The organism is Kitasatospora sp. NPDC058184, from assembly GCF_042883725.1.
In the GTDB taxonomy this organism is placed as follows: Bacteria; Actinomycetota; Actinomycetes; order Streptomycetales; family Streptomycetaceae; genus Kitasatospora.
Genome location: NZ_JBHVVE010000037.1, coordinates 35,130 through 51,697, shown reverse-complemented (window position 1 = coordinate 51,697; position 16,568 = coordinate 35,130). Strand labels below are relative to the sequence as shown.

General features: G+C 72.4%; 17 protein-coding genes. 11 read left to right on the top strand and 6 right to left on the bottom strand.

All coding sequences use genetic code 11. The annotated features are described in order from the left end of the window. Nucleotides 1-63 precede the first annotated feature (63 nt). A complete protein-coding gene (locus ACFVXH_RS39390; RefSeq protein ID WP_049654291.1) occupies nucleotides 64-1,413 on the top strand; it encodes an ATP-binding protein in 1,350 nt (449 codons plus the stop codon). 191 nt (nucleotides 1,414-1,604) lie between these two features. Next, on the top strand, nucleotides 1,605-3,398 hold the full coding sequence (locus ACFVXH_RS39385) for a bifunctional metallophosphatase/5'-nucleotidase (RefSeq protein WP_387830981.1): 1,794 nt from the start codon (nucleotides 1,605-1,607) through the stop codon (nucleotides 3,396-3,398). Nucleotides 3,399-3,493: 95 nt separating this feature from the next. Here the strand turns inward: ACFVXH_RS39385 and ACFVXH_RS39380 are convergent, their stop codons facing one another. The 5 genes from ACFVXH_RS39380 to ACFVXH_RS39360 all read right to left on the bottom strand — a co-directional run bounded on the left by ACFVXH_RS39380 (nucleotide 3,494) and on the right by ACFVXH_RS39360 (nucleotide 9,157). Beyond that, the gene (locus ACFVXH_RS39380) at nucleotides 3,494-4,996 is read right to left on the bottom strand and encodes an ATP-binding protein (RefSeq protein ID WP_387830979.1); all 1,503 of its coding nucleotides are present in this window, start codon (nucleotides 4,994-4,996) and stop codon (nucleotides 3,494-3,496) included. Beyond that, nucleotides 4,993-5,763: a response regulator transcription factor gene (locus ACFVXH_RS39375; RefSeq protein WP_074006426.1), complete on the bottom strand. Its 771-nt coding sequence runs from the start codon at nucleotides 5,761-5,763 to the stop codon at nucleotides 4,993-4,995. The genes ACFVXH_RS39380 and ACFVXH_RS39375 overlap by 4 nt, the downstream gene beginning before the upstream one ends. 68 nt (nucleotides 5,764-5,831) lie before the next feature. Beyond that, a complete protein-coding gene (locus ACFVXH_RS39370; RefSeq protein ID WP_387830977.1) occupies nucleotides 5,832-7,088 on the bottom strand; it encodes a S1C family serine protease in 1,257 nt (418 codons plus the stop codon). Nucleotides 7,089-7,241: 153 nt separating this feature from the next. After that, nucleotides 7,242-8,300, bottom strand: coding sequence for a LacI family DNA-binding transcriptional regulator (locus ACFVXH_RS39365; RefSeq protein WP_049659714.1), 1,059 nt, complete (start codon nucleotides 8,298-8,300; stop codon nucleotides 7,242-7,244). 125 nt (nucleotides 8,301-8,425) lie between these two features. Next, nucleotides 8,426-9,157 (bottom strand): response regulator transcription factor, encoded by a 732-nt coding sequence (locus ACFVXH_RS39360; RefSeq protein WP_074006427.1) that lies wholly within the window; start codon nucleotides 9,155-9,157, stop codon nucleotides 8,426-8,428. 741 nt (nucleotides 9,158-9,898) lie between these two features. Here ACFVXH_RS39360 and ACFVXH_RS39355 point away from each other — a divergent pair. From ACFVXH_RS39355 to ACFVXH_RS39325, 7 genes are all read left to right on the top strand, one after another. Next, nucleotides 9,899-10,192 carry a MoaD/ThiS family protein gene (locus ACFVXH_RS39355; protein ID WP_387830974.1) on the top strand — a complete coding sequence of 98 codons (294 nt, stop codon included), beginning with the start codon at nucleotides 9,899-9,901 and terminating at the stop codon, nucleotides 10,190-10,192. A 5-nt stretch (nucleotides 10,193-10,197) separates the two neighbouring features. Next, complete coding sequence (locus ACFVXH_RS39350; RefSeq protein ID WP_387830972.1) at nucleotides 10,198-11,667, top strand: hypothetical protein; 1,470 nt, start codon at nucleotides 10,198-10,200, stop codon at nucleotides 11,665-11,667. Nucleotides 11,668-11,856: 189 nt separating this feature from the next. Then, nucleotides 11,857-12,591: a DUF2993 domain-containing protein gene (locus ACFVXH_RS39345; protein ID WP_049656250.1), complete on the top strand. Its 735-nt coding sequence runs from the start codon at nucleotides 11,857-11,859 to the stop codon at nucleotides 12,589-12,591. A gap of 259 nt (nucleotides 12,592-12,850) precedes the next feature. Beyond that, complete coding sequence (locus ACFVXH_RS39340; RefSeq protein ID WP_350517234.1) at nucleotides 12,851-12,931, top strand: Ms5788A family Cys-rich leader peptide; 81 nt, start codon at nucleotides 12,851-12,853, stop codon at nucleotides 12,929-12,931. 233 nt (nucleotides 12,932-13,164) lie between these two features. Continuing rightward, the gene (locus tag ACFVXH_RS39335; RefSeq protein WP_049656251.1) at nucleotides 13,165-14,001 is read left to right on the top strand and encodes a sulfurtransferase; all 837 of its coding nucleotides are present in this window, start codon (nucleotides 13,165-13,167) and stop codon (nucleotides 13,999-14,001) included. Nucleotides 14,002-14,038: 37 nt separating this feature from the next. Next, a complete protein-coding gene (locus ACFVXH_RS39330; protein WP_030059605.1) occupies nucleotides 14,039-14,329 on the top strand; it encodes a DUF1416 domain-containing protein in 291 nt (96 codons plus the stop codon). Nucleotides 14,330-14,404: 75 nt separating this feature from the next. After that, entirely contained in the window at nucleotides 14,405-14,677 is a 273-nt protein-coding gene (locus ACFVXH_RS39325; RefSeq protein WP_082346012.1) for a DUF3099 domain-containing protein, read from the top strand. 20 nt (nucleotides 14,678-14,697) lie between these two features. Here ACFVXH_RS39325 and ACFVXH_RS39320 read toward each other — a convergent pair whose 3' ends face one another. Further along, entirely contained in the window at nucleotides 14,698-15,060 is a 363-nt protein-coding gene (locus ACFVXH_RS39320; RefSeq protein ID WP_049656255.1) for a DsrE family protein, read from the bottom strand. 348 nt (nucleotides 15,061-15,408) lie between these two features. Between ACFVXH_RS39320 and ACFVXH_RS39315 the strand changes: the two genes are divergently transcribed. Continuing rightward, nucleotides 15,409-15,993 carry an FABP family protein gene (locus ACFVXH_RS39315; RefSeq protein ID WP_049656257.1) on the top strand — a complete coding sequence of 195 codons (585 nt, stop codon included), beginning with the start codon at nucleotides 15,409-15,411 and terminating at the stop codon, nucleotides 15,991-15,993. 103 nt (nucleotides 15,994-16,096) lie between these two features. Next, nucleotides 16,097-16,561, top strand: coding sequence for a Fur family transcriptional regulator (locus ACFVXH_RS39310; RefSeq protein ID WP_049656259.1), 465 nt, complete (start codon nucleotides 16,097-16,099; stop codon nucleotides 16,559-16,561). Nucleotides 16,562-16,568 lie beyond the last annotated feature (7 nt).

Genomic DNA, 16,568 nt, shown 5'->3' with positions numbered 1-16,568 from the left:
CGCACACCCGTGCACCCGCACACCCGTACGTCCGTCCACCGCTGACCCGTCAGGAGCCCGCCCATGGCGCTCGGCAACCTCTCCGAGGCGTTCACCAGCCTGATGTTCGGCAAGGTGGAGACCACCCGTCTGCCGGTGCGCACCTCCACCGGCCAGGCGCAGGCCGTCTACCTGCCGACCGCCGCGCCGGGGCTGGGCGACTCCGGGGTGATCATCGGGCGCGAGGTGTACAGCGGCAAGGGGTACGTCTACGACCCCTTCCAGCTGTACGGGCAGCAGCTGCCCGCCCCGCACTGGCTGGTGCTCGGTGAGTCCGGCAACGGCAAGTCGGCGCTGGAGAAGACGTACGTGCTGCGGCAGCTGAGGTTCCGCGACCGCCAGGTCGTGGTGCTGGACGCGCAGGGCGAGGACGGCGTGGGCGAGTGGAACCTGATCGCCAACGCGCTGGGCATAAAGCCGGTCCGGCTGGACCCGATGGCGGCCCGGGACGGCGGGGTGAAGCTCAACCCGCTGGACCCGGCGATCACCCAGAACGGCCAGCTGTCGCTGCTGCGCACGATCGTCGAGGTGGCGATGGGGCGCGGGCTGGAGGAGCGGGCCGGCTTCGCGCTGAAGGCCGCGCACGCCCACGTGGTGGCCTCGGTGAAGGACCGCCAGCCGGTGCTGGACGACATCATCGACACCCTGCGCAACCCCGAACTGTCCTCGGTGGAGTCGCTGGGTGTGGCGGTGGGCGAGGTGCAGTCCTGGGGCCTGGACGTGGCGCTGGTGCTGGACCGGCTGGTCGACGGCGACCTGCGGGGCATGTTCGACGGGTCGACGACCGACGGCATCGACCTGGACGCGCCGCTGATCGTCTTCGACCTCTCGCACATCGACCGCAACTCGATCGCGATGCCGATCCTGATGGCGATCGTCGGGGTGTGGCTGGAGCACACCTGGATCCGGCCGGACCGGAAGAAGCGCATCTTCCTGGTCGAGGAGGCCTGGCACATCATCAACAGCCCCTTCGTGGCCCAGCTGTTCCAGCGGCTGCTGAAGTTCGGCCGCCGGCTCGGCCTGTCCTTCGTCGCGGTGGTCCACCACCTGTCCGACGTGGTGGACGGCGCGGCGGCCAAGGAGGCCTCGGCGATCCTGAAGATGGCCTCGACCCGGACGATCTACATGCAGAAGGCCGAGGAGGCGCGGGCCACCGGCCGGGTGCTGGGCCTGCCGCGCTGGGCGGTGGAGATCATCCCGACCCTGTCGCCGGGCATCGCGGTCTGGGACGTCAACAGCAACGTCCAGGTGGTCAAACACATCATCACCGAGGCGGAGCGCCCGCTGGTCTACACCGACCGCGCGATGACCGAGGACGCGGTGGCCGAACGGGTGCGCGCAGACCAGAAGTTGGCGGCCGAGCCGGGGGTCTGAGGGGCCTTCTCCGCAGGCTCCGCACCCGGCGGACGGTGACGGTTCGTCCGTAGGTAATCCTCTCGTTACGTTCCACGTCCTGACAGCTACGCGCGTTGACCCTAGGCTTCGCAGTCGCAACACATGTCACACGCCCGAACGCCGCCGCTGTCCGCAGCCGGTGCTCCCTCCAAGGTGCAGGGGAACCCTTCATGCTCACCGTCAGATCCCGACGGACGGCGCTCGCCGTCGTCGCCGCCGCTGGTCTGCTCGGCACGGTCGTCGTGCCGACGGCCGCCCAGGCCGCCGACGCCAAGCGCCACAAGACCGTCAACCTCCAGCTGCTGGCGATCAACGACTTCCACGGCAACCTGGAGCCTCCGGCCGGTTCGTCCGGCACGATCAAGGAGATTGACCCGGCCACCGGCAAGGAGGTCGCCACCCCGGCCGGCGGCATCGAGTACCTGGCCACCGAGCTGCGCAAGGCGCGCATCCCGGCCGACGACTCGATCACCGTCGCGGCCGGCGACATCATCGGCGCCAGCCCGCTGACCTCGGCGCTCTTCCACGACGAGCCGACCATCGAGGCGATGGACAAGCTCGGCCTGGACGTCACCTCCGTGGGCAACCACGAGTTCGACGAGGGCGCGCAGGAGCTGCGTCGCATGCAGGACGGCGGCTGCCACCCGACCGACGGCTGCTACGAGCCCGGCCGCACCTTCAAGGGCGCCAACTTCAACTACCTGTCGGCCAACGTCACCGACGAGAAGACCGGCAAGCCGCTGCTGGCGCCCTACTGGGTGACCAAGTCCCAGGGCGTGAAGGTCGGCTTCATCGGCGTCACCCTGGAGGGCACGCCGAACATCGTGACCGCCGAGGGCGTCAAGGGCCTGAAGTTCGCCAACGAGGTCACCACGATCAACAAGTACGCCGCCGAGCTCAAGGCCAAGGGCGTCAACTCGATCGTCGCGCTGATCCACGAGGGCGGCTACCCGGCCAGCAGCGTCTACAACTACGACTGCGGCGCGGCCGGTCAGGGCGTCTCCGGCCCGATCGTCGACATCGCCAAGAAGATCGACCCGGCGGTCGGCGCCATCGTCACCGGCCACACCCACAACGCGTACGCCTGCAGCATCCCCGACCCCAATGGCGTCCCGCGCTCGGTGACCAGTGCCGCCTCCTTCGGCCGGCTCTTCACCGAGATCGACATGAAGCTGGACAAGACCACCGGCGAGATCGTGCGCCCCTCGGTCAAGGCCGAGAACCACGTGGTGCGCCGCACGGTCGAGAAGGCGTCGGACATGACGGCGCTGGTCGACCACTACTCCAAGCTGGCCGCCCCGATCGCCAACCGTCCGGTCGGCTACGTCGCCTCGGACATCAACGGCCGCGGCAGCAGCGACCTGGAGAAGCCGCTCGGTGACGTGATCGCCGACTCGCAGCTCGCCGGGCTGGCCCCGGCCGACAAGGGCGGCGCGCAGGTCGCCTTCATGAACCCCGGCGGCATCCGCTCCGACCTGGTCTACAAGGCCTCCGGCGGCGAGGGCGACGGCGTGGTGACCTACGGCGAGGCGTTCACCGTCCAGCCGTTCACCAACATGATGCAGGTCAAGACGCTGACCGGGGCCCAGCTGATCCAGCTGCTCCAGCAGCAGGTGAGCGGTTCCAACGCGGCCGCGCCGAAGGTCCTCCAGGTGTCCTCGAACCTGCACTACACCCTGGACATGCGCAAGACCGGTGCGGACCGGGTGGTCGTGGACTCGGTGCGGCTGAACGGCGCGCCGGTCGACCCGGCGGCCACTTACCGGGTCGCGGCCAACGAGTTCCTGGCCGGCGGCGGCGACGGCTTCCCGGCCTTCGCGGCCGGCACCGACAAGCTGGTCGGCGCCTCGGACCTGGACGTCTTCGTGGCCTACCTGAGCGCCCACAGCACGGCGGCCTCGCCGCTCCAGGCCCCGGCGCGGGACCGGATCAAGATCATCGGCCCGGGCAGCGACATCGACTGACCGTGAGCCGGCTCCGGGGCGTGAGCCCTGGGACGGGGGCGGGTGGGGCGCTGTCGGGGCGCCCCACCCGCCCCTTTCGTCATTCCGTCATTCCGTCATTCCGGGGCGGGGCCGCCGGGCAGGCGGACGGTGGCCAGCGCGCCCGGACCGCCGTCCGCGGCCGGGCCGAGGGTGACCTCGCCACCCGCCTCCCGGACGCTCTGCGCGACGATCGACAGCCCGAGGCCGGAGCCGGGCAGCTGGCGCGAGGAGGGCGAGCGCCAGAACCGGTCGAAGACGTACTGGAGCTCGTCCGGCGGGATGCCGGGGCCGTGGTCGCGGACGGTCAGCACGCCCCGGTGCAGCCGGACGTCGATGGTGCCGCCGGGCGGGCTGTACTTGACCGCGTTGTCCAGCAGGTTGATCACCGCCCGTTCCAGCCCGGCCGCGTCGCCGTGCACGTACCAGGGCTCGGTGTCGGTCTCGAAGACCAGCCCCGGGCCGCGCAGCTTGGCCCGTTCGACGGCCCGTCCGGCGAGCTCGTGCAGGGCGACCACGGTGGGGGCCGGGCCGCTCTTCGGGGTGTCCGGGCGGGAGAGCTGGAGCAGGTCGCCGATCAGCACGGTGAGCTCCTGCATCTGCGCCTTCATGTTGCCGAGCAGCTTGGTCTTGGTGGCGGCGGGCAGCGGGCGGCCGGTGTCGTTGCTGCGGATCAGCAGGTCGACGTTGGTGCGCAGGGAGGTCAGCGGGGTGCGGAGCTCGTGCCCGGCGTCGGCTATCAGCCGGGTCTGCCGCTCGCGGGAGTTGGCGAGGGCGGTGCTCATCGAGTTGAAGGACGTGGAGAGGCGGGCGATCTCGTCGTGTCCGTTGACCGGGATGGTGGTGCCCACCTCCTCGGTCCGGGCGATGTGCTCGACGGCGTCGGTGAGCTGGTCGACGGGCTTGAGGGAGGAACGGGCGACCAGCCGGCCGGCGATGGCGGCGAGCAGGATGCCGCCGGCGGAGACGGAGCCGAGGAGGATGGCGAGGCCCTGGAGGGAGTCCTCGACGGGCTGGGTGGAGGTGGCGACCATCAGCAGCGCCGGCCCCGACACGGAGTGGGCCAGCGAGATCCGGACGACCGCCGGGGTCCCGTCGGTGAAACGGCCGTCGCGGATGATCGACTGGCCGTTCTTGAGCCTGAACCCGGCTGTGTCGCCGGGCTGGACCACGATCGCCTTGGTCGCGTTCGGGGGCAGGCAGACGCCCGTCGGGTTGGCCACCACGAACTGGGTGTCCCGGGCCACCGCGATGCTGTTCTCCGAGGTGGTGCTCGTAGGCTGGTTCGCCAGAGCCTGTTCCGCGGTCGGGTAACAGAGGAGCAGGGGTACTCGGGCCGCCGATGGCACGGTCGCGTTGGCCAGGTCGGTCCGCACCTGGTCGTAGAGCTGCTTCTCCACGATGAACCAGCACGCCAGCGCCGACAGCGCGATCGCCACCGCCACCGCCGCCGCGCTCAGGAAGGTGAGGCGGCTGCGCAGCGAGCGGGAGCGGAACCAGTGGAGGAGGCGCTGTCGGCGGCGGGGCGTGCGGGGCGGTGCCAGCGGGGGTGCCAGCGGTGGGGGCGGGACGTGGTTCACGCGCTCGTGCCGGCGGCCGGGCGCAGGGCGTAGCCGACGCCGCGTACGGTCTGGATCAGGCGGGGCATGCCGCCCTGCTCGGTCTTGCGGCGCAGGTACATCACGTACACGTCGAGGGAGTTGGAGGAGGGCTCGAAGTCGAAGCCCCAGACCGCCTTGAGGATCTGCTCGCGGGTGAGGACCTGGCGGGGGTGGGCGAGGAACATCTCCAGCAGCATGAACTCGGTGCGGGTGAGCTCGATCGGCTTGCCGGCCCGGGTGACCTCGCGGGTGGCGGTGTTCATCCGCAGGTCGGCGAAGGCGAGCACCTCGCTCTCGTCCTCGACGGCGGCGCGGGCGGCGGCCTCGGCGGCGAGGGCGTTGCGGCGCAGCAGGGCGCGGACGCGGGCGAGCAGTTCGTCGAGCTCGAAGGGCTTGGCGAGGTAGTCGTCGGCGCCGACGTCGAGACCGGTGACGCGGTCGCCGACGGCGTCGCGGGCGGTCAGCATCAGCACCGGGACGGTGTCGCCGCGCGAGCGCATCCGGCGGACGGCGGTGAGGCCGTCCATCCGGGGCATCATGATGTCCAGCAGGACGAGGTCGGGCCGGTCGCGTTCGACGGATTCCAGGGCTTCGTAGCCGTCGGTGGCGGTGGCGACCTCGTACCCCTCGAAGGCGAGGCTGCTCTCCAGGGCGTCCCGGAGGGCGGGTTCGTCGTCGACCACGAGGAGCCGGGCGAAGGGGTGGCCGGCCTCGGCGGTGGTGCGGTCGTCGGCGGACGGGGTCATGGGCGGGTGCCCTTTCTCGTCGGGTGGAGGGCCTGCTGGGAGCAATTGTCCGTCTCAGGGAGCGGTGCTCACAGGTTCTGGCCGGCTTCGAGCTTCGGCAGGACCTGCTTGATGTCGTTGATCGGGATGGCGAAGCCGAGGCCGACGCTGCCGGCCGAGCCGCCGGAGGAGCCGGATCCGCCGGGCGCGTACATCGCCGAGTTGATGGCGATGACCTGGCCGTTGGCGTTGATGAGCGGGCCGCCGGAGTTGCCGGGGTTGAGCGCGGCGTCGGTCTGGAAGGCCTTGTAGGTGGTGGTGCTGCCGCTGTCGGACTGCGGGGCGGTGCCGCGCAGGCCGGGCACGCCGGGCAGGTAGGGGAGGCCGAAGCCGCCGTTGTTGCTGGTGCTGCCCTCGTCGAGCTGGACGGTGACGTCGCGGTTCTCGGCGCTGATGATGCCGGAGGTGACGGTGCCGGTGAGGCCGTCGGGGTTGCCGATGGCGACGACCGGGTCGCCGATGGCCACGGCGGAGGAGTCGCCGAGGACGGCGGGGGTGAGGTTCTTCGCGCCGGTGGCGGTGATCACGGCGACGTCGAGGGCCTTGTCGGTGCCGGTGACGGTGGCCTGGGCGGTGGAGCCGTCCTTGAAGGTGACGGTGATCCGGCCGCCGGCGGACGCGGTGTCGATCACGTGGTAGTTGGTGAGGATCTGCCCGTCGGTGTTCAGGACGACGCCGGTGCCGGTGGCGGTGCCGTTGCCGGTCTTGACGGTGATCTCGACGGTGCTGGGCGAGACGGCGGCGGCGACGGCGGCCACGTCGGCGGTGCCGTCGGAGCGGGCGGAGACCGGGCTGGCGATGGTGCCGACGCGGTTCTCGGAGCCCTGGTGGTCGGCGGCGACCAGGCCGCCGGTGACCCCGCCGAGGACGGCCGCGACCGCGGCGACGGCGGTGACCAGGGCGAGCCGGCCGCGCAGCAGTCCGCGCCGGGCCCGGCCGCCGTGGTGGCCGGGGCCCTCGGGGGAGCCCGGTCCGAGGATCGTGGGCGGCTCGGGCGGGATCGGCGGGGGCGGCGGCGGGGCGTCGAAGCCGCCGTCGGAGTGGTCCTCGCGGTAGCTGTACCCGGGCCCGTACCCGTCCGCGCCGGTGGTGCCGGAGCCGCCGGCGGCCGGGCCGCCGCCGAGCACGGTGCCCTCGATCACCCGGGGCTCCTGGGCCTCGTACTGCCCGGGGGCCTGGTACTGGCCGTGCTGCCCGTACCGGCCGTGGGCCTGGTAGGGGTCGTACTGCTCGTGGGGCTCGTACGGGCCGTACTGCTCGCTGGGGTGCTGCTGCTTCTCGCTCATGTCGACCAAGCTCGGCCCGGTGCATGAGGAGTGGATGAGAACCGGCTCAGAACGGGGAGAGAAGCCCGTTGGGTTCTCATAAAGCCTGGTCAGCCCGCCTGCCGAGCGGAACTGGCCGCTCCGGTACGGGCCCGCCGCTCCGGTCCGGGCCGGCTACTCCGCTACGGACCGGCCGGGGGCGTCGCCGCCGCAGCCGCAGGAACGGCGGATGACCAGCCGGGACGGGAAGGTGCGGACCCGCTCGGTGTCCGAGCCGGGCACCATCAGCGAGTCGTCCAGCACCAGGTCCACGGCGGCCCGGGCCATCGCGTCGCGGTCGGAGGCGACGGTGGTCAGCGGCGGGTCGGCGAGCGCGGCCTCCGGCACGTCGTCGAAGCCGGCCACCGCGAGGTCCTCCGGGACCCGCAGGCCGACCTCGCGGGCGGCCCGCAGCACGCCGATCGCCTGGTCGTCGGTGGAGCAGAAGATCGCCCGCGGCCGGTCCGGCGAGCGGAGCACGCCGAGCGCGACGTCGTAGGCGCCGTAGCGGTGGAAGGGCGCGTCGATCAGGTGCGGCTCGGTGGGGACGCCGTGCGCGTCCATGGCGCGCTGCCAGCCCTCGACGTGGTCGATGACCGGGTCGCCGGGGGCGGGGGACTCGACCGGGCCGCCGAAGCAGGCCACGTACGGGTGCCCGTGCACCTCCAGCAGGTGGCGCACGATCGCCTCGGCGCCCGCCACGTCGTCGGTGACCACCGCGACGTCGTCGATCGCCTCGGGCCGGCGGTGCAGCAGCACGACCTTGGCGCCCTCCATCGCGGCGAACTCCTCGGCGGCGCGCTGCGAGGGGCCCTGGCTGACCAGGATCAGGCCGGAGACGCGCATCCCGAGGAAGGCGCGGACGTAGTGCACCTCGCGGTCGTCCACGTAGTCGGAGTTGCCGATCAGCACGAGCTTGCCGCGCTCGGAGGCGGCCCGTTCCACGGCGTGCGCCATCTCGGCGAAGAAGGGCTGGCGGGCGTCCGGGACGACCATGCCGATGAGGTTGGTGCGCCGGGAGGCCATCGCCTGGGCGACGCTGTTCGGCCGGTAGCCGAGCTGGTCGATCGCCGCGAGGACCTTCTCCCGGGTCGCGGGTGCGACCGGGCGCGGACCGTTGTTGATGACGTAGCTGACGACCGCGGTCGAGGTACCAGCCAGCCGGGCTACATCGTCGCGCGTCACTTTGGCCACGGGGGGAGTCTACGCGTGTGGCCTCCGGGGCGGCAGGGGGAGCTGGGGCCTTGTTCGGCAGGCCGGCGGGCGGCTCCGGGAGGAACCGGACAAGCCGGGCGGGGGACGGCCCGCCCGGCCGGTCCTCAGGCGTCCAGGGGGGTGGCGGGGCGCTGGGCGAGCTCCGGCCGCTCGCCCTTCTCGGGCTTCTCCGGGACGACGAAGCGGTAGCCGACGTTGCGCACCGTGCCGATCAGCTGCTCGTGCTCCACGCCGAGCTTGGCGCGCAGCCGCCGGACGTGCACGTCCACCGTCCGGGTGCCGCCGAAGTAGTCGTAGCCCCAGACCTCCTGCAGCAGCTGCGCCCGGGTGAAGACCCGGCCGGGGTGCTGCGCGAGGTACTTGATCAGCTCGAACTCCTTGAAGGTGAGGTCGAGCGCCCGGCCCTTGAGCTTGGCGGAGTAGGTCGCCTCGTCGACCGAGAGGTCGCCGTTGCGGATCTCCATCGGGCTGTCGTCGGTGACGACCTGGAGGCGGCCGAGCGCGAGCCGCAGCCGGGCCTCGACCTCGGCCGGGCCCGCGGTGTCCAGCAGGACGTCGTCGATGCCCCACTCGGCGGTGACGGCGGCCAGGCCGCCCTCGGTGACCACCAGGATCAGCGGGCAGCCGATGCCGGTGGACCGCAGCAGCTGGCAGAGGCTGCGGATCTGCGGCAGGTCACGCCGGCCGTCGACCAGGATGACGTCCGCGCTGGGCGTGTCCACCAGGGCCGAGCCCTCGGCGGGGGCCACCCGGACGTTGTGCAGCAGCAGTCCGAGGGCGGGCAGCACTTCGGCGGACGGTTGCAGCGCATTGGTGAGGAGGAGGAGAGAACTCATACCCGGTGGTCCCCTTTCCGGGTCGTCGCGGTCGCGTGACGGCTGCCGCCACAGCCGGATGGCGCACGTGCTGAGGGGGAGGGGAGGACGACGGCCGGTCGCGGCGGACCGGGGGAGCGGACGGCGTGCGGGGCGCGACGGCGGGTCCGCCGGGGGTCCCGCAACCCCGGGCGCACCGTTTCTGCCCTGTTCCTCACCGCGAACCCTCCGGTCTGGTCCGGCGCCGGGTGGCGGCCCGGTGCCGGGTGGCGATGCCCCGGCCGGCCGGGGCACGTCGTTGTGCCGCGCCGGCCGGGAGGTCCCTGCTGCGCGCCGGGGGTGGGCCGACGAATCGCAAGAACGTCCGTACCGGCGTCCTGGAAGCACAAAAGGACCCGGGGGCGACTCTGCCCGGATCCCTCTTGGTGGTCGAGGATAGCCGACCGCCCCCTCCGCCGGGAGTGCCGGAATCCGGCGGTCCGCCCAATTCGGGCGTGCGCCGGGTGAGGCTGGACACAGCTTCGAGCGCCGGTCCGGCGCTGGTCCGGCGCCTCCGGGTGGCGGTCCGGTGCGAGGCCGGTGCGCACTCCGTGCCGGTCCGGCCAGGGCGATTGCCGCTCGTGGTGGCCGACACGCCATCATGGGGGGCGCACATCGGAGGCGCTGTTCGGGTCCATCGTTCGGGTGGTCGGGCGGCCGTCGCGGTGGCGAGCCGGACCGGGGTACCGGAGCCGGGCGAGGACGACGAGAAGGGGTGGCCCGATGGGCGCGACCACCGAGCCCGCGAGCGGCGCCCGGGTGCGCGGGACGATCCGCTACTGGGCGGCGGCGAAGTCCGAGGCCGGGCTGGCCGAGGAGCCGTACGAGGCGGCGACCCTGGCGGAGGCGCTGGTGGCGGCCAGGGCGCGGCACGCCGACCGGCCGAAGCTCGTCCAGCTGCTCGGGCACTGCTCGTACCTGGTCGACGGGGCCCAGGTGGGCGGCCGCGACCACGCGACCGTCGCCCTGACCGAGGGCGGGACGGTCGAGGTCCTCCCGCCGTTCGCGGGAGGCTGAGCGGCGTGACGGACATGAACAACCCGAACCACCCGAACCACGGCGGCCACGGCGAGTGGCCGCAGCAGGCCCACCAGCCCTACCCGCCGCAGGGACAGCAGCCGTACCCGCAGCAGCAGCCGTACGTCCCGCCGCAGCAGCCCGGCCACCAGTCGCCGTACGGCTACCCGGTGGACGACGCGGCGGCGACCGCGGTGCTGCCGGCGGTGCCCGCGTTCGACGACGCGGCCGCGACCACCCTGCTGCCGCCGGTGCCGGCGGTGAGCGACGCCGAGGCGACGGCGCTGCTGCCGCCGGTGGTGGTGTCCGGTCCGCTGTCGGGCGCGCCCCGGCCGCAGGGTCACCAGCCGCAGCAGCCGCAGGGTCACCAGCCGCAGCAGGCCCACCAGCCGTACCAGCCGCCGCAGGTCCCGCAGGCCCAGCAGCCCCAGCAGGTCCCGCAGCCCCAGCAGGTCCCGCAGCCCCAGCAGGTCCCGCAGTCGCAGCAGGCTCCGCAGCCGCGGCAGCGGCGGCGGCCGCCGGAGCAGCCGGTGCAGCCCCAGCCGGATCCGACGATCCAGCTGCAGCTCCCCCGGCCGCCGGGGCCGCGGGCCCGGCACGCGGCCCCGGCGCCGCAGCAGGCCCCCGCGCAGCAGGCGGCGGAGGCCTTCGACCCGCCGACCATGACGCTCAAGCGCCCGGTGGCCCCCGGCCCGCTGGGCGCCTCCGCCGCGCCGCCGTACGGGGCCGTCCCGCCGCAGGCGGCGCCGCCCGCCGGTCCGCGCGGCCGGACCGGCTCGCCGATCATCGACCCGGGCCTGCAGCCGGCCCTGATCACCGCCGCCGTGGCCGCGCTGCTGGCCGGCGGTGCCGCGCTCGGGCAGGTCGCGCTGGCCCTGGTGGTCGCGCCGCTCCAGCTGCTGACGGCGGCCGGCTGGTTCCGGCTGAACGGCATGTGGCCGGCCCGGCAGGGCATCCTGCTCGCCGCGCTGGCGGGCCTGACGGCGGACGTGGCGGTGCTGCTGGCGGACTCCGACGGCGGCGTGGCGGCCGTGGTGGGCACCCTGGGCGGGTTCTTCCTGCTCGTCCTGGTGCTGCAGACGTTCCGCCCGTCGGACCCGAAGGAGCGGTTCTACGCGCTGACCGTGCTCGGCTCGGCCACCGTGGTGACGGTGCTGTGCACCGCGCTGCTGCTGGCCGACTGGGTGCCGGCCGCGGTGGGCGCGGTGGCGCTGGCCACCCTGCTGGCCGCGGCGCCGCTGCCCGGGCCGAAGCAGCTGGGCCCGGTGCTGGGCCTGGCCGCGGCGGTGCTGCTGGGCCTGCTGGTCGGGGCCCCGCCGGCGCTCGGTGCGCTGGCCGGGCTGGGTGCGCTGGTCGGCCGTCGGGTCGCGGCGTACGACTTCCCGTCCCGCTTCGTGCACATGACGGCGGGCGTGGCGCTGCCGCTGGCGGTGGCCGCGCCGCTGGCCTGGATCGCCACCGAGTTGCTGGCCTGAGCCACCCGTACCCACCCGTCCAGGCCTGTTCAGGTCGAATTCCCGCCCCGGAACCATGTTCCGGGGCGGGACGTCGTACGGTCGTGCGAGGGCGGACGTGTCCTGCGTCCGCCACGGAACGGTGAACGACCCACTGCGAACGACCACAGCGACGAACGACCACAGCGACCGGCGACGACGGGGGACACGATGCGCGGATGGCTGAAGGCCACGATCGGCCTGGCGGTGCTCTCCGGCCTGCTGCTGGGTGCGGACCGGATCGCGGTGGGCGTGGCCGAGGACGAGGCCGCCGACCGGATCGTGAAGAGCGGCCGGATGAGCCAGCGCCCGGACGTCTCGATCGAGGGCTTCCCGTTCCTCACCCAGGTGCTGTCGATGAAGCTGGACGACGTCCGGATCTCCTCCGACGGCCTGGCCGTCGGCGACGGCAGCCACCAGGTGGCGCTGCACTCGTTCAAGGCGAGGCTCGCCGGGGTCAAGGTCAGCGACAGCATGAGCAGTGCCACGGTGGACAGCGGCACCGGCAGCGGGGTGATCTCCTACCCGGACCTCGCGCAGCTGCTGCCGCCCGCCTCCCAGCTGCTGCACGGCGCCAAGCTGCCGGTGGGCGGCAACTCCCGGCTGAGCCTGGCCTACGCCGGTCCGGGCAAGGTCAAGGCCTCGCTGGGTCCGATCGAGATCGGCGAGGGCAGCGTGCGCAACAAGGGGAACACCGTCACGGTGGACGGCTTCCGGCTGAGCTCGCTGGCGGGGCTGGTGGCCGGCGCGACCAACCAGCAGCTGGAGCCGATGAGCTTCACCCTGGACTCGCTGCCGGCCGGGCTGAAGCTGGCCGACAAGGAGGGCGGGGGCGGCGGTGTGACGCCGCTGCCGGAGGGCCTCCAGCTGACCTTCGACGGCAAGGACGTCAAGCTCCTGGGCTGATCCAGGCCCGTGCGCGGCCCGTGCCCGGCCCGTCCTCGGGGCCCGCCCACGGCTGTGCCGAATCGTTCCGCTCCGCGAGACGCGCTGTCCAGCGCGGGCCGTGGAGCGGTGTCGTTCGCGCCCCGCGCACGCTCTCCGGGGGCCGCCGGCCGGGCCCGGACAGGCCGGACCGGGGGCAAATCCCATCATCCGGTCGTTCTGATCCCACTATTCGATACGCTGATGACAGCGGGCCTCCGGTGTCCCTAGCATCGTCGGCATGAAGCGACAGACGGACCTCACGAAGCGGCGGGCGGTAGACCTGTGCCGCGTGGCCGCCTGTCTGTGTCGAATGCGCTGATTCGGCGCCCCCGGCAGGGCAGTTGACGCCCGCCGCCGATCTTTCCGGCGACCGCGCCCGGCCCCCCGGGCCGGCGGTCGCCGAGGTACTCCGCAGTCTCCTGCCCGGCCGCACCGGCCCACCCCCTCGTCCCGCTATTCGGACAGGGTTTCGGACCGCACCCTCCCGGGCACCCTGCAGCACCCTCCTGAGCAGCACCTTCCGCACAACCGCCCTCGGATGGAGAACCCACCATGAGCCGCAGCGACGTCCTGGTCGACGCCGACTGGGTCCAGGCCCACCTGGACGACCCGAAGGTCGTCATCGTCGAGGTCGACGAGGACACCTCCGCGTACGAGAAGAACCACATCCGCAACGCCGTCCGGATCGACTGGAAGCAGGACCTCCAGGACCCGGTCCGCCGCGACTTCATCGACCAGGCCGGCTTCGAGGCCCTGCTGAGCGCCAAGGGCATCGCCAACGACCAGACCGTGGTGCTGTACGGCGGCAACAACAACTGGTTCGCCTCGTACGCCTACTGGTACTTCAAGCTGTACGGCCACGGCGACGTCCGCCTGCTGGACGGCGGCCGCAAGAAGTGGGAGCTGGACTCCCGCGACCTGGTCGCCGAGGTGCCGGCCCGCCCGGCCACCGAGTACACGGCGCAGGCCGCCGACGCCTCGATCCGCGCCTTCCGCGACGACGTGATCGCCGCCATCGGCACCCTGAACCTGGTCGACGTCCGCTCGCCCGACGAGTTCTCCGGCAAGCTGCTCGCCCCGGCGCACCTCCCGCAGGAGCAGTCGCAGCGCCCCGGCCACGTGCCGAGCGCCCGCAACATCCCGTGGGCCAAGAACGCCAACGACGACGGCACCTTCAAGAGCGACGACGAGCTCAAGGCGCTGTACGAGGCCGAGGGCATCGACCTGGCGAAGGACACCATCGCCTACTGCCGCATCGGCGAGCGCTCCGCGCTCACCTGGTTCGTGCTGCACGAGCTGCTCGGCCAGGAGAACGTCAAGAACTACGACGGCTCGTGGACCGAGTACGGCAGCCTGGTCGGCGTGCCGATCGAGCTCGGCAGCAACTGAGCCCCCGGCTCGACCCGTAAGTCAGAAGGAGACAGACATGTGCGGTGCGAAGGCCGGCGGCCCGGACCTGGCAGGAGTTGACGTGGCGAACGAGACGATCATCCAGGGTTCGGTGACCCGCGACGGAGAGCCGGTCAACGGCTACGTGCGGCTGCTGGACGAGGGCGGCGAGTTCACGGCCGAGGTGCCCACCTCGGCGACCGGCCAGTTCCGGTTCTTCGCCCGCCCGGGCAAGTGGACCCTGCGCGCGCTGGTGCCGGGCCAGACCGTGGACCGTCAGGTGGTGGCCTCCCAGGGCACCGCCGTCGAGGTCGCGATCGCGGTCTGACCGGAGCCGGGACGATCCCGGACCAGACTCCGAGGGCCCCTGCCGAGCAGGGGCCCTCGGTCGTACCGTGGAGGGGTGCAGGCAAGGCGGCGGCGTCGCTACTACTTCGCCATGATGGGCGTGTGTCTGGGCCTGTTCGTCATGGCCTGGGGCGTGGTGCGGTTCTTCTCGGTCGGCGCGGCGATCGGCATGTGCGTGGTCGCGATGGTCATCCCGCCGGCCGCCGCGGTGTTCGCCAACAAGCGCGACCCGGACGACGACTGGTGGAACGACCCGCGCTGGGACGACCCGAAGTGGGACGAGCCCGGCCACGACCGGGACCGCCCCGACCACGAGGAACGCCCGTAGGCGTCAATACGCGAGGTGCCTCAGTACACGAGCGCCTGGACGTTGTCCGACATGATCTCGCTGACGAAGACCTGGGCGCCCGCGATGCGGACACCCTCGACGGTGTCCTGCTGCGTGATCCCGCGCCGGGCCGCGCACTGGGTGCACAGCGTCACCGAGCCGGCCGCCAGGATCGACTCCAGCAGGTCCGGCAGCGGCGCCGCGTGCGGCAGTTCGAACTCCGCGGCCCGGCCCGGCAGCGCGAACCAGGAGGACTCCCCGGTCAGCCAGAGCGAGACCTCGATCCCGCTGGCGACGGCCACCGCCGCCACCGTGAACGCCTGCGAGCACCGCTCCGGCGCGTCCGCCCCTGCGGTGACCTTGATGACCAGTTTCTTCGCCATGGCGCCACCTTAGAGGTGCCGGCGCCCCCGCCGTCCGGCATCCCCGGAAGCCTTGGGCAAAGCTTGAGCAGCCGCGGGAGGACGGCGCGAACGGCGACGTGGTGGGGCTCACCGCGACCCTCCGGAACCCGGCGGATAGAGTGAGCCGAGCACAATCCACCACACTGTCGCCGCCTGGGAGCCACCCGTGTCCGGTCTGGAAATCTTCTTCGACGGTCTGCTGGCCCTCATGGCCGTGCTGATCACCTGGTTCGCCATCTTCTCGGTGATGAAGCTGTACCAGGGCCAGCGCTGAGACTGCCGTACGGTTGAGGCAGTCCCACACCGACGAGAACAGCGACCAGGAACATGATCGAGATCCCTTCTGACCTCCACAGGGACGTCGTCCCGCTCGCCTTCCTCCTCGGCACCTGGGAGGGCGCGGGCGTCTACGACTTCCCGGGCGCGGAGAAGTGCAACTTCGGCCAGGAGATCGTGATCCGCCACGACGGCCGCCCCTTCCTGGAGTTCCGCTCCCGGACCTGGGTGCTGGACAGCGAGGGCGAGAAGGTCCGTCCGCTGGAGAACGAGCACGCGTTCTGGCGCATCACCAGCAACCACGACGGCACCAGCGGTGTCCGGGGGATCGAGATCTCCTCCGTCCGCGACGACGGCACGGTCGAGATCTGGTACGGCGAGCTGGCCGACGGCAAGCCCCAGGTCGACGTCTCCACCGACGCGGTCGCCCGGATCGAGGGCTCCCCGGAGTACTCGGGCGGCAAGCGGCTGTACGGCTTCGTCAACGGCGAGCTGCTCTGGGTCGGCGAGAAGGCCGCCCCGAGCGTGCCGCTGCGCCCGTACATGTCCGCCCAGCTGAAGAAGGTGCTCAGCCCGGCCCAGCTGATCAAGGACATCAACGACCTGCCGGACGACGGCATCGCCTTCTTCAAGTAGGCCGATCGCGCGACCGGCACTTCCGTGCACGAGGTAGGGACCGGCCCCCGGCCGGTCCCTACACTTGCTCCAGGACCCCCGACCATTGGCAGGGACGAGTACCGTGGCGGACACCGGCACCACCGACTGGCAGCTCTCCGGCGACTGGAAGGCCGACCTGCGCGAACGCGGGTACCGGCTCACCCCGCAGCGGCAGCTCGTGCTGGAGGCCGTCGACGAGCTCGACCACGCCACCCCCGACGACATCCTCTGCCACGTCCGCCGGACCGCCAGCGGCGTCAACATCTCCACCGTCTACCGGACCCTGGAGCTGCTGGAGGAGCTGGGCCTGGTCTCGCACGCCCACCTCGGCCACGGCGCCCCGACCTACCACCTGGCCGGCCGCCACCACCACCTGCACCTGGTCTGCCGGGACTGCGACAAGGTCACCGAGACCGGCACCGAGATCGCCCAGCCGCTGATCGACAGCCTGCGCGAGCGGCACGGCTTCGACACCGACCTCAAGCACTTCGCCATCTTCGGCCGCTGCGCCGACTGCACCGCCAAGCTCGTCGGGGACCAGCCGTAAGCTGGCC

Bases quoted from the DNA above. Each gene is read 5' to 3' on its own strand.
- ACFVXH_RS39390 (WP_049654291.1), top strand. From the start codon at position 64: ATGGCGCTCGGCAACCTCTCCGAGGCGTTCACCAGCCTGATGTTCGGC.
- ACFVXH_RS39385 (WP_387830981.1), top strand. From the start codon at position 1,605: ATGCTCACCGTCAGATCCCGACGGACGGCGCTCGCCGTCGTCGCCGCC.
- ACFVXH_RS39375 (WP_074006426.1), bottom strand. From the start codon at position 5,763: ATGACCCCGTCCGCCGACGACCGCACCACCGCCGAGGCCGGCCACCCC.
- ACFVXH_RS39370 (WP_387830977.1), bottom strand. From the start codon at position 7,088: ATGAGCGAGAAGCAGCAGCACCCCAGCGAGCAGTACGGCCCGTACGAG.
- ACFVXH_RS39360 (WP_074006427.1), bottom strand. From the start codon at position 9,157: ATGAGTTCTCTCCTCCTCCTCACCAATGCGCTGCAACCGTCCGCCGAA.
- ACFVXH_RS39355 (WP_387830974.1), top strand. From the start codon at position 9,899: ATGGGCGCGACCACCGAGCCCGCGAGCGGCGCCCGGGTGCGCGGGACG.
- ACFVXH_RS39345 (WP_049656250.1), top strand. From the start codon at position 11,857: ATGCGCGGATGGCTGAAGGCCACGATCGGCCTGGCGGTGCTCTCCGGC.
- ACFVXH_RS39340 (WP_350517234.1), top strand. From the start codon at position 12,851: ATGAAGCGACAGACGGACCTCACGAAGCGGCGGGCGGTAGACCTGTGC.
- ACFVXH_RS39335 (WP_049656251.1), top strand. From the start codon at position 13,165: ATGAGCCGCAGCGACGTCCTGGTCGACGCCGACTGGGTCCAGGCCCAC.
- ACFVXH_RS39330 (WP_030059605.1), top strand. From the start codon at position 14,039: ATGTGCGGTGCGAAGGCCGGCGGCCCGGACCTGGCAGGAGTTGACGTG.
- ACFVXH_RS39320 (WP_049656255.1), bottom strand. From the start codon at position 15,060: ATGGCGAAGAAACTGGTCATCAAGGTCACCGCAGGGGCGGACGCGCCG.
- ACFVXH_RS39315 (WP_049656257.1), top strand. From the start codon at position 15,409: ATGATCGAGATCCCTTCTGACCTCCACAGGGACGTCGTCCCGCTCGCC.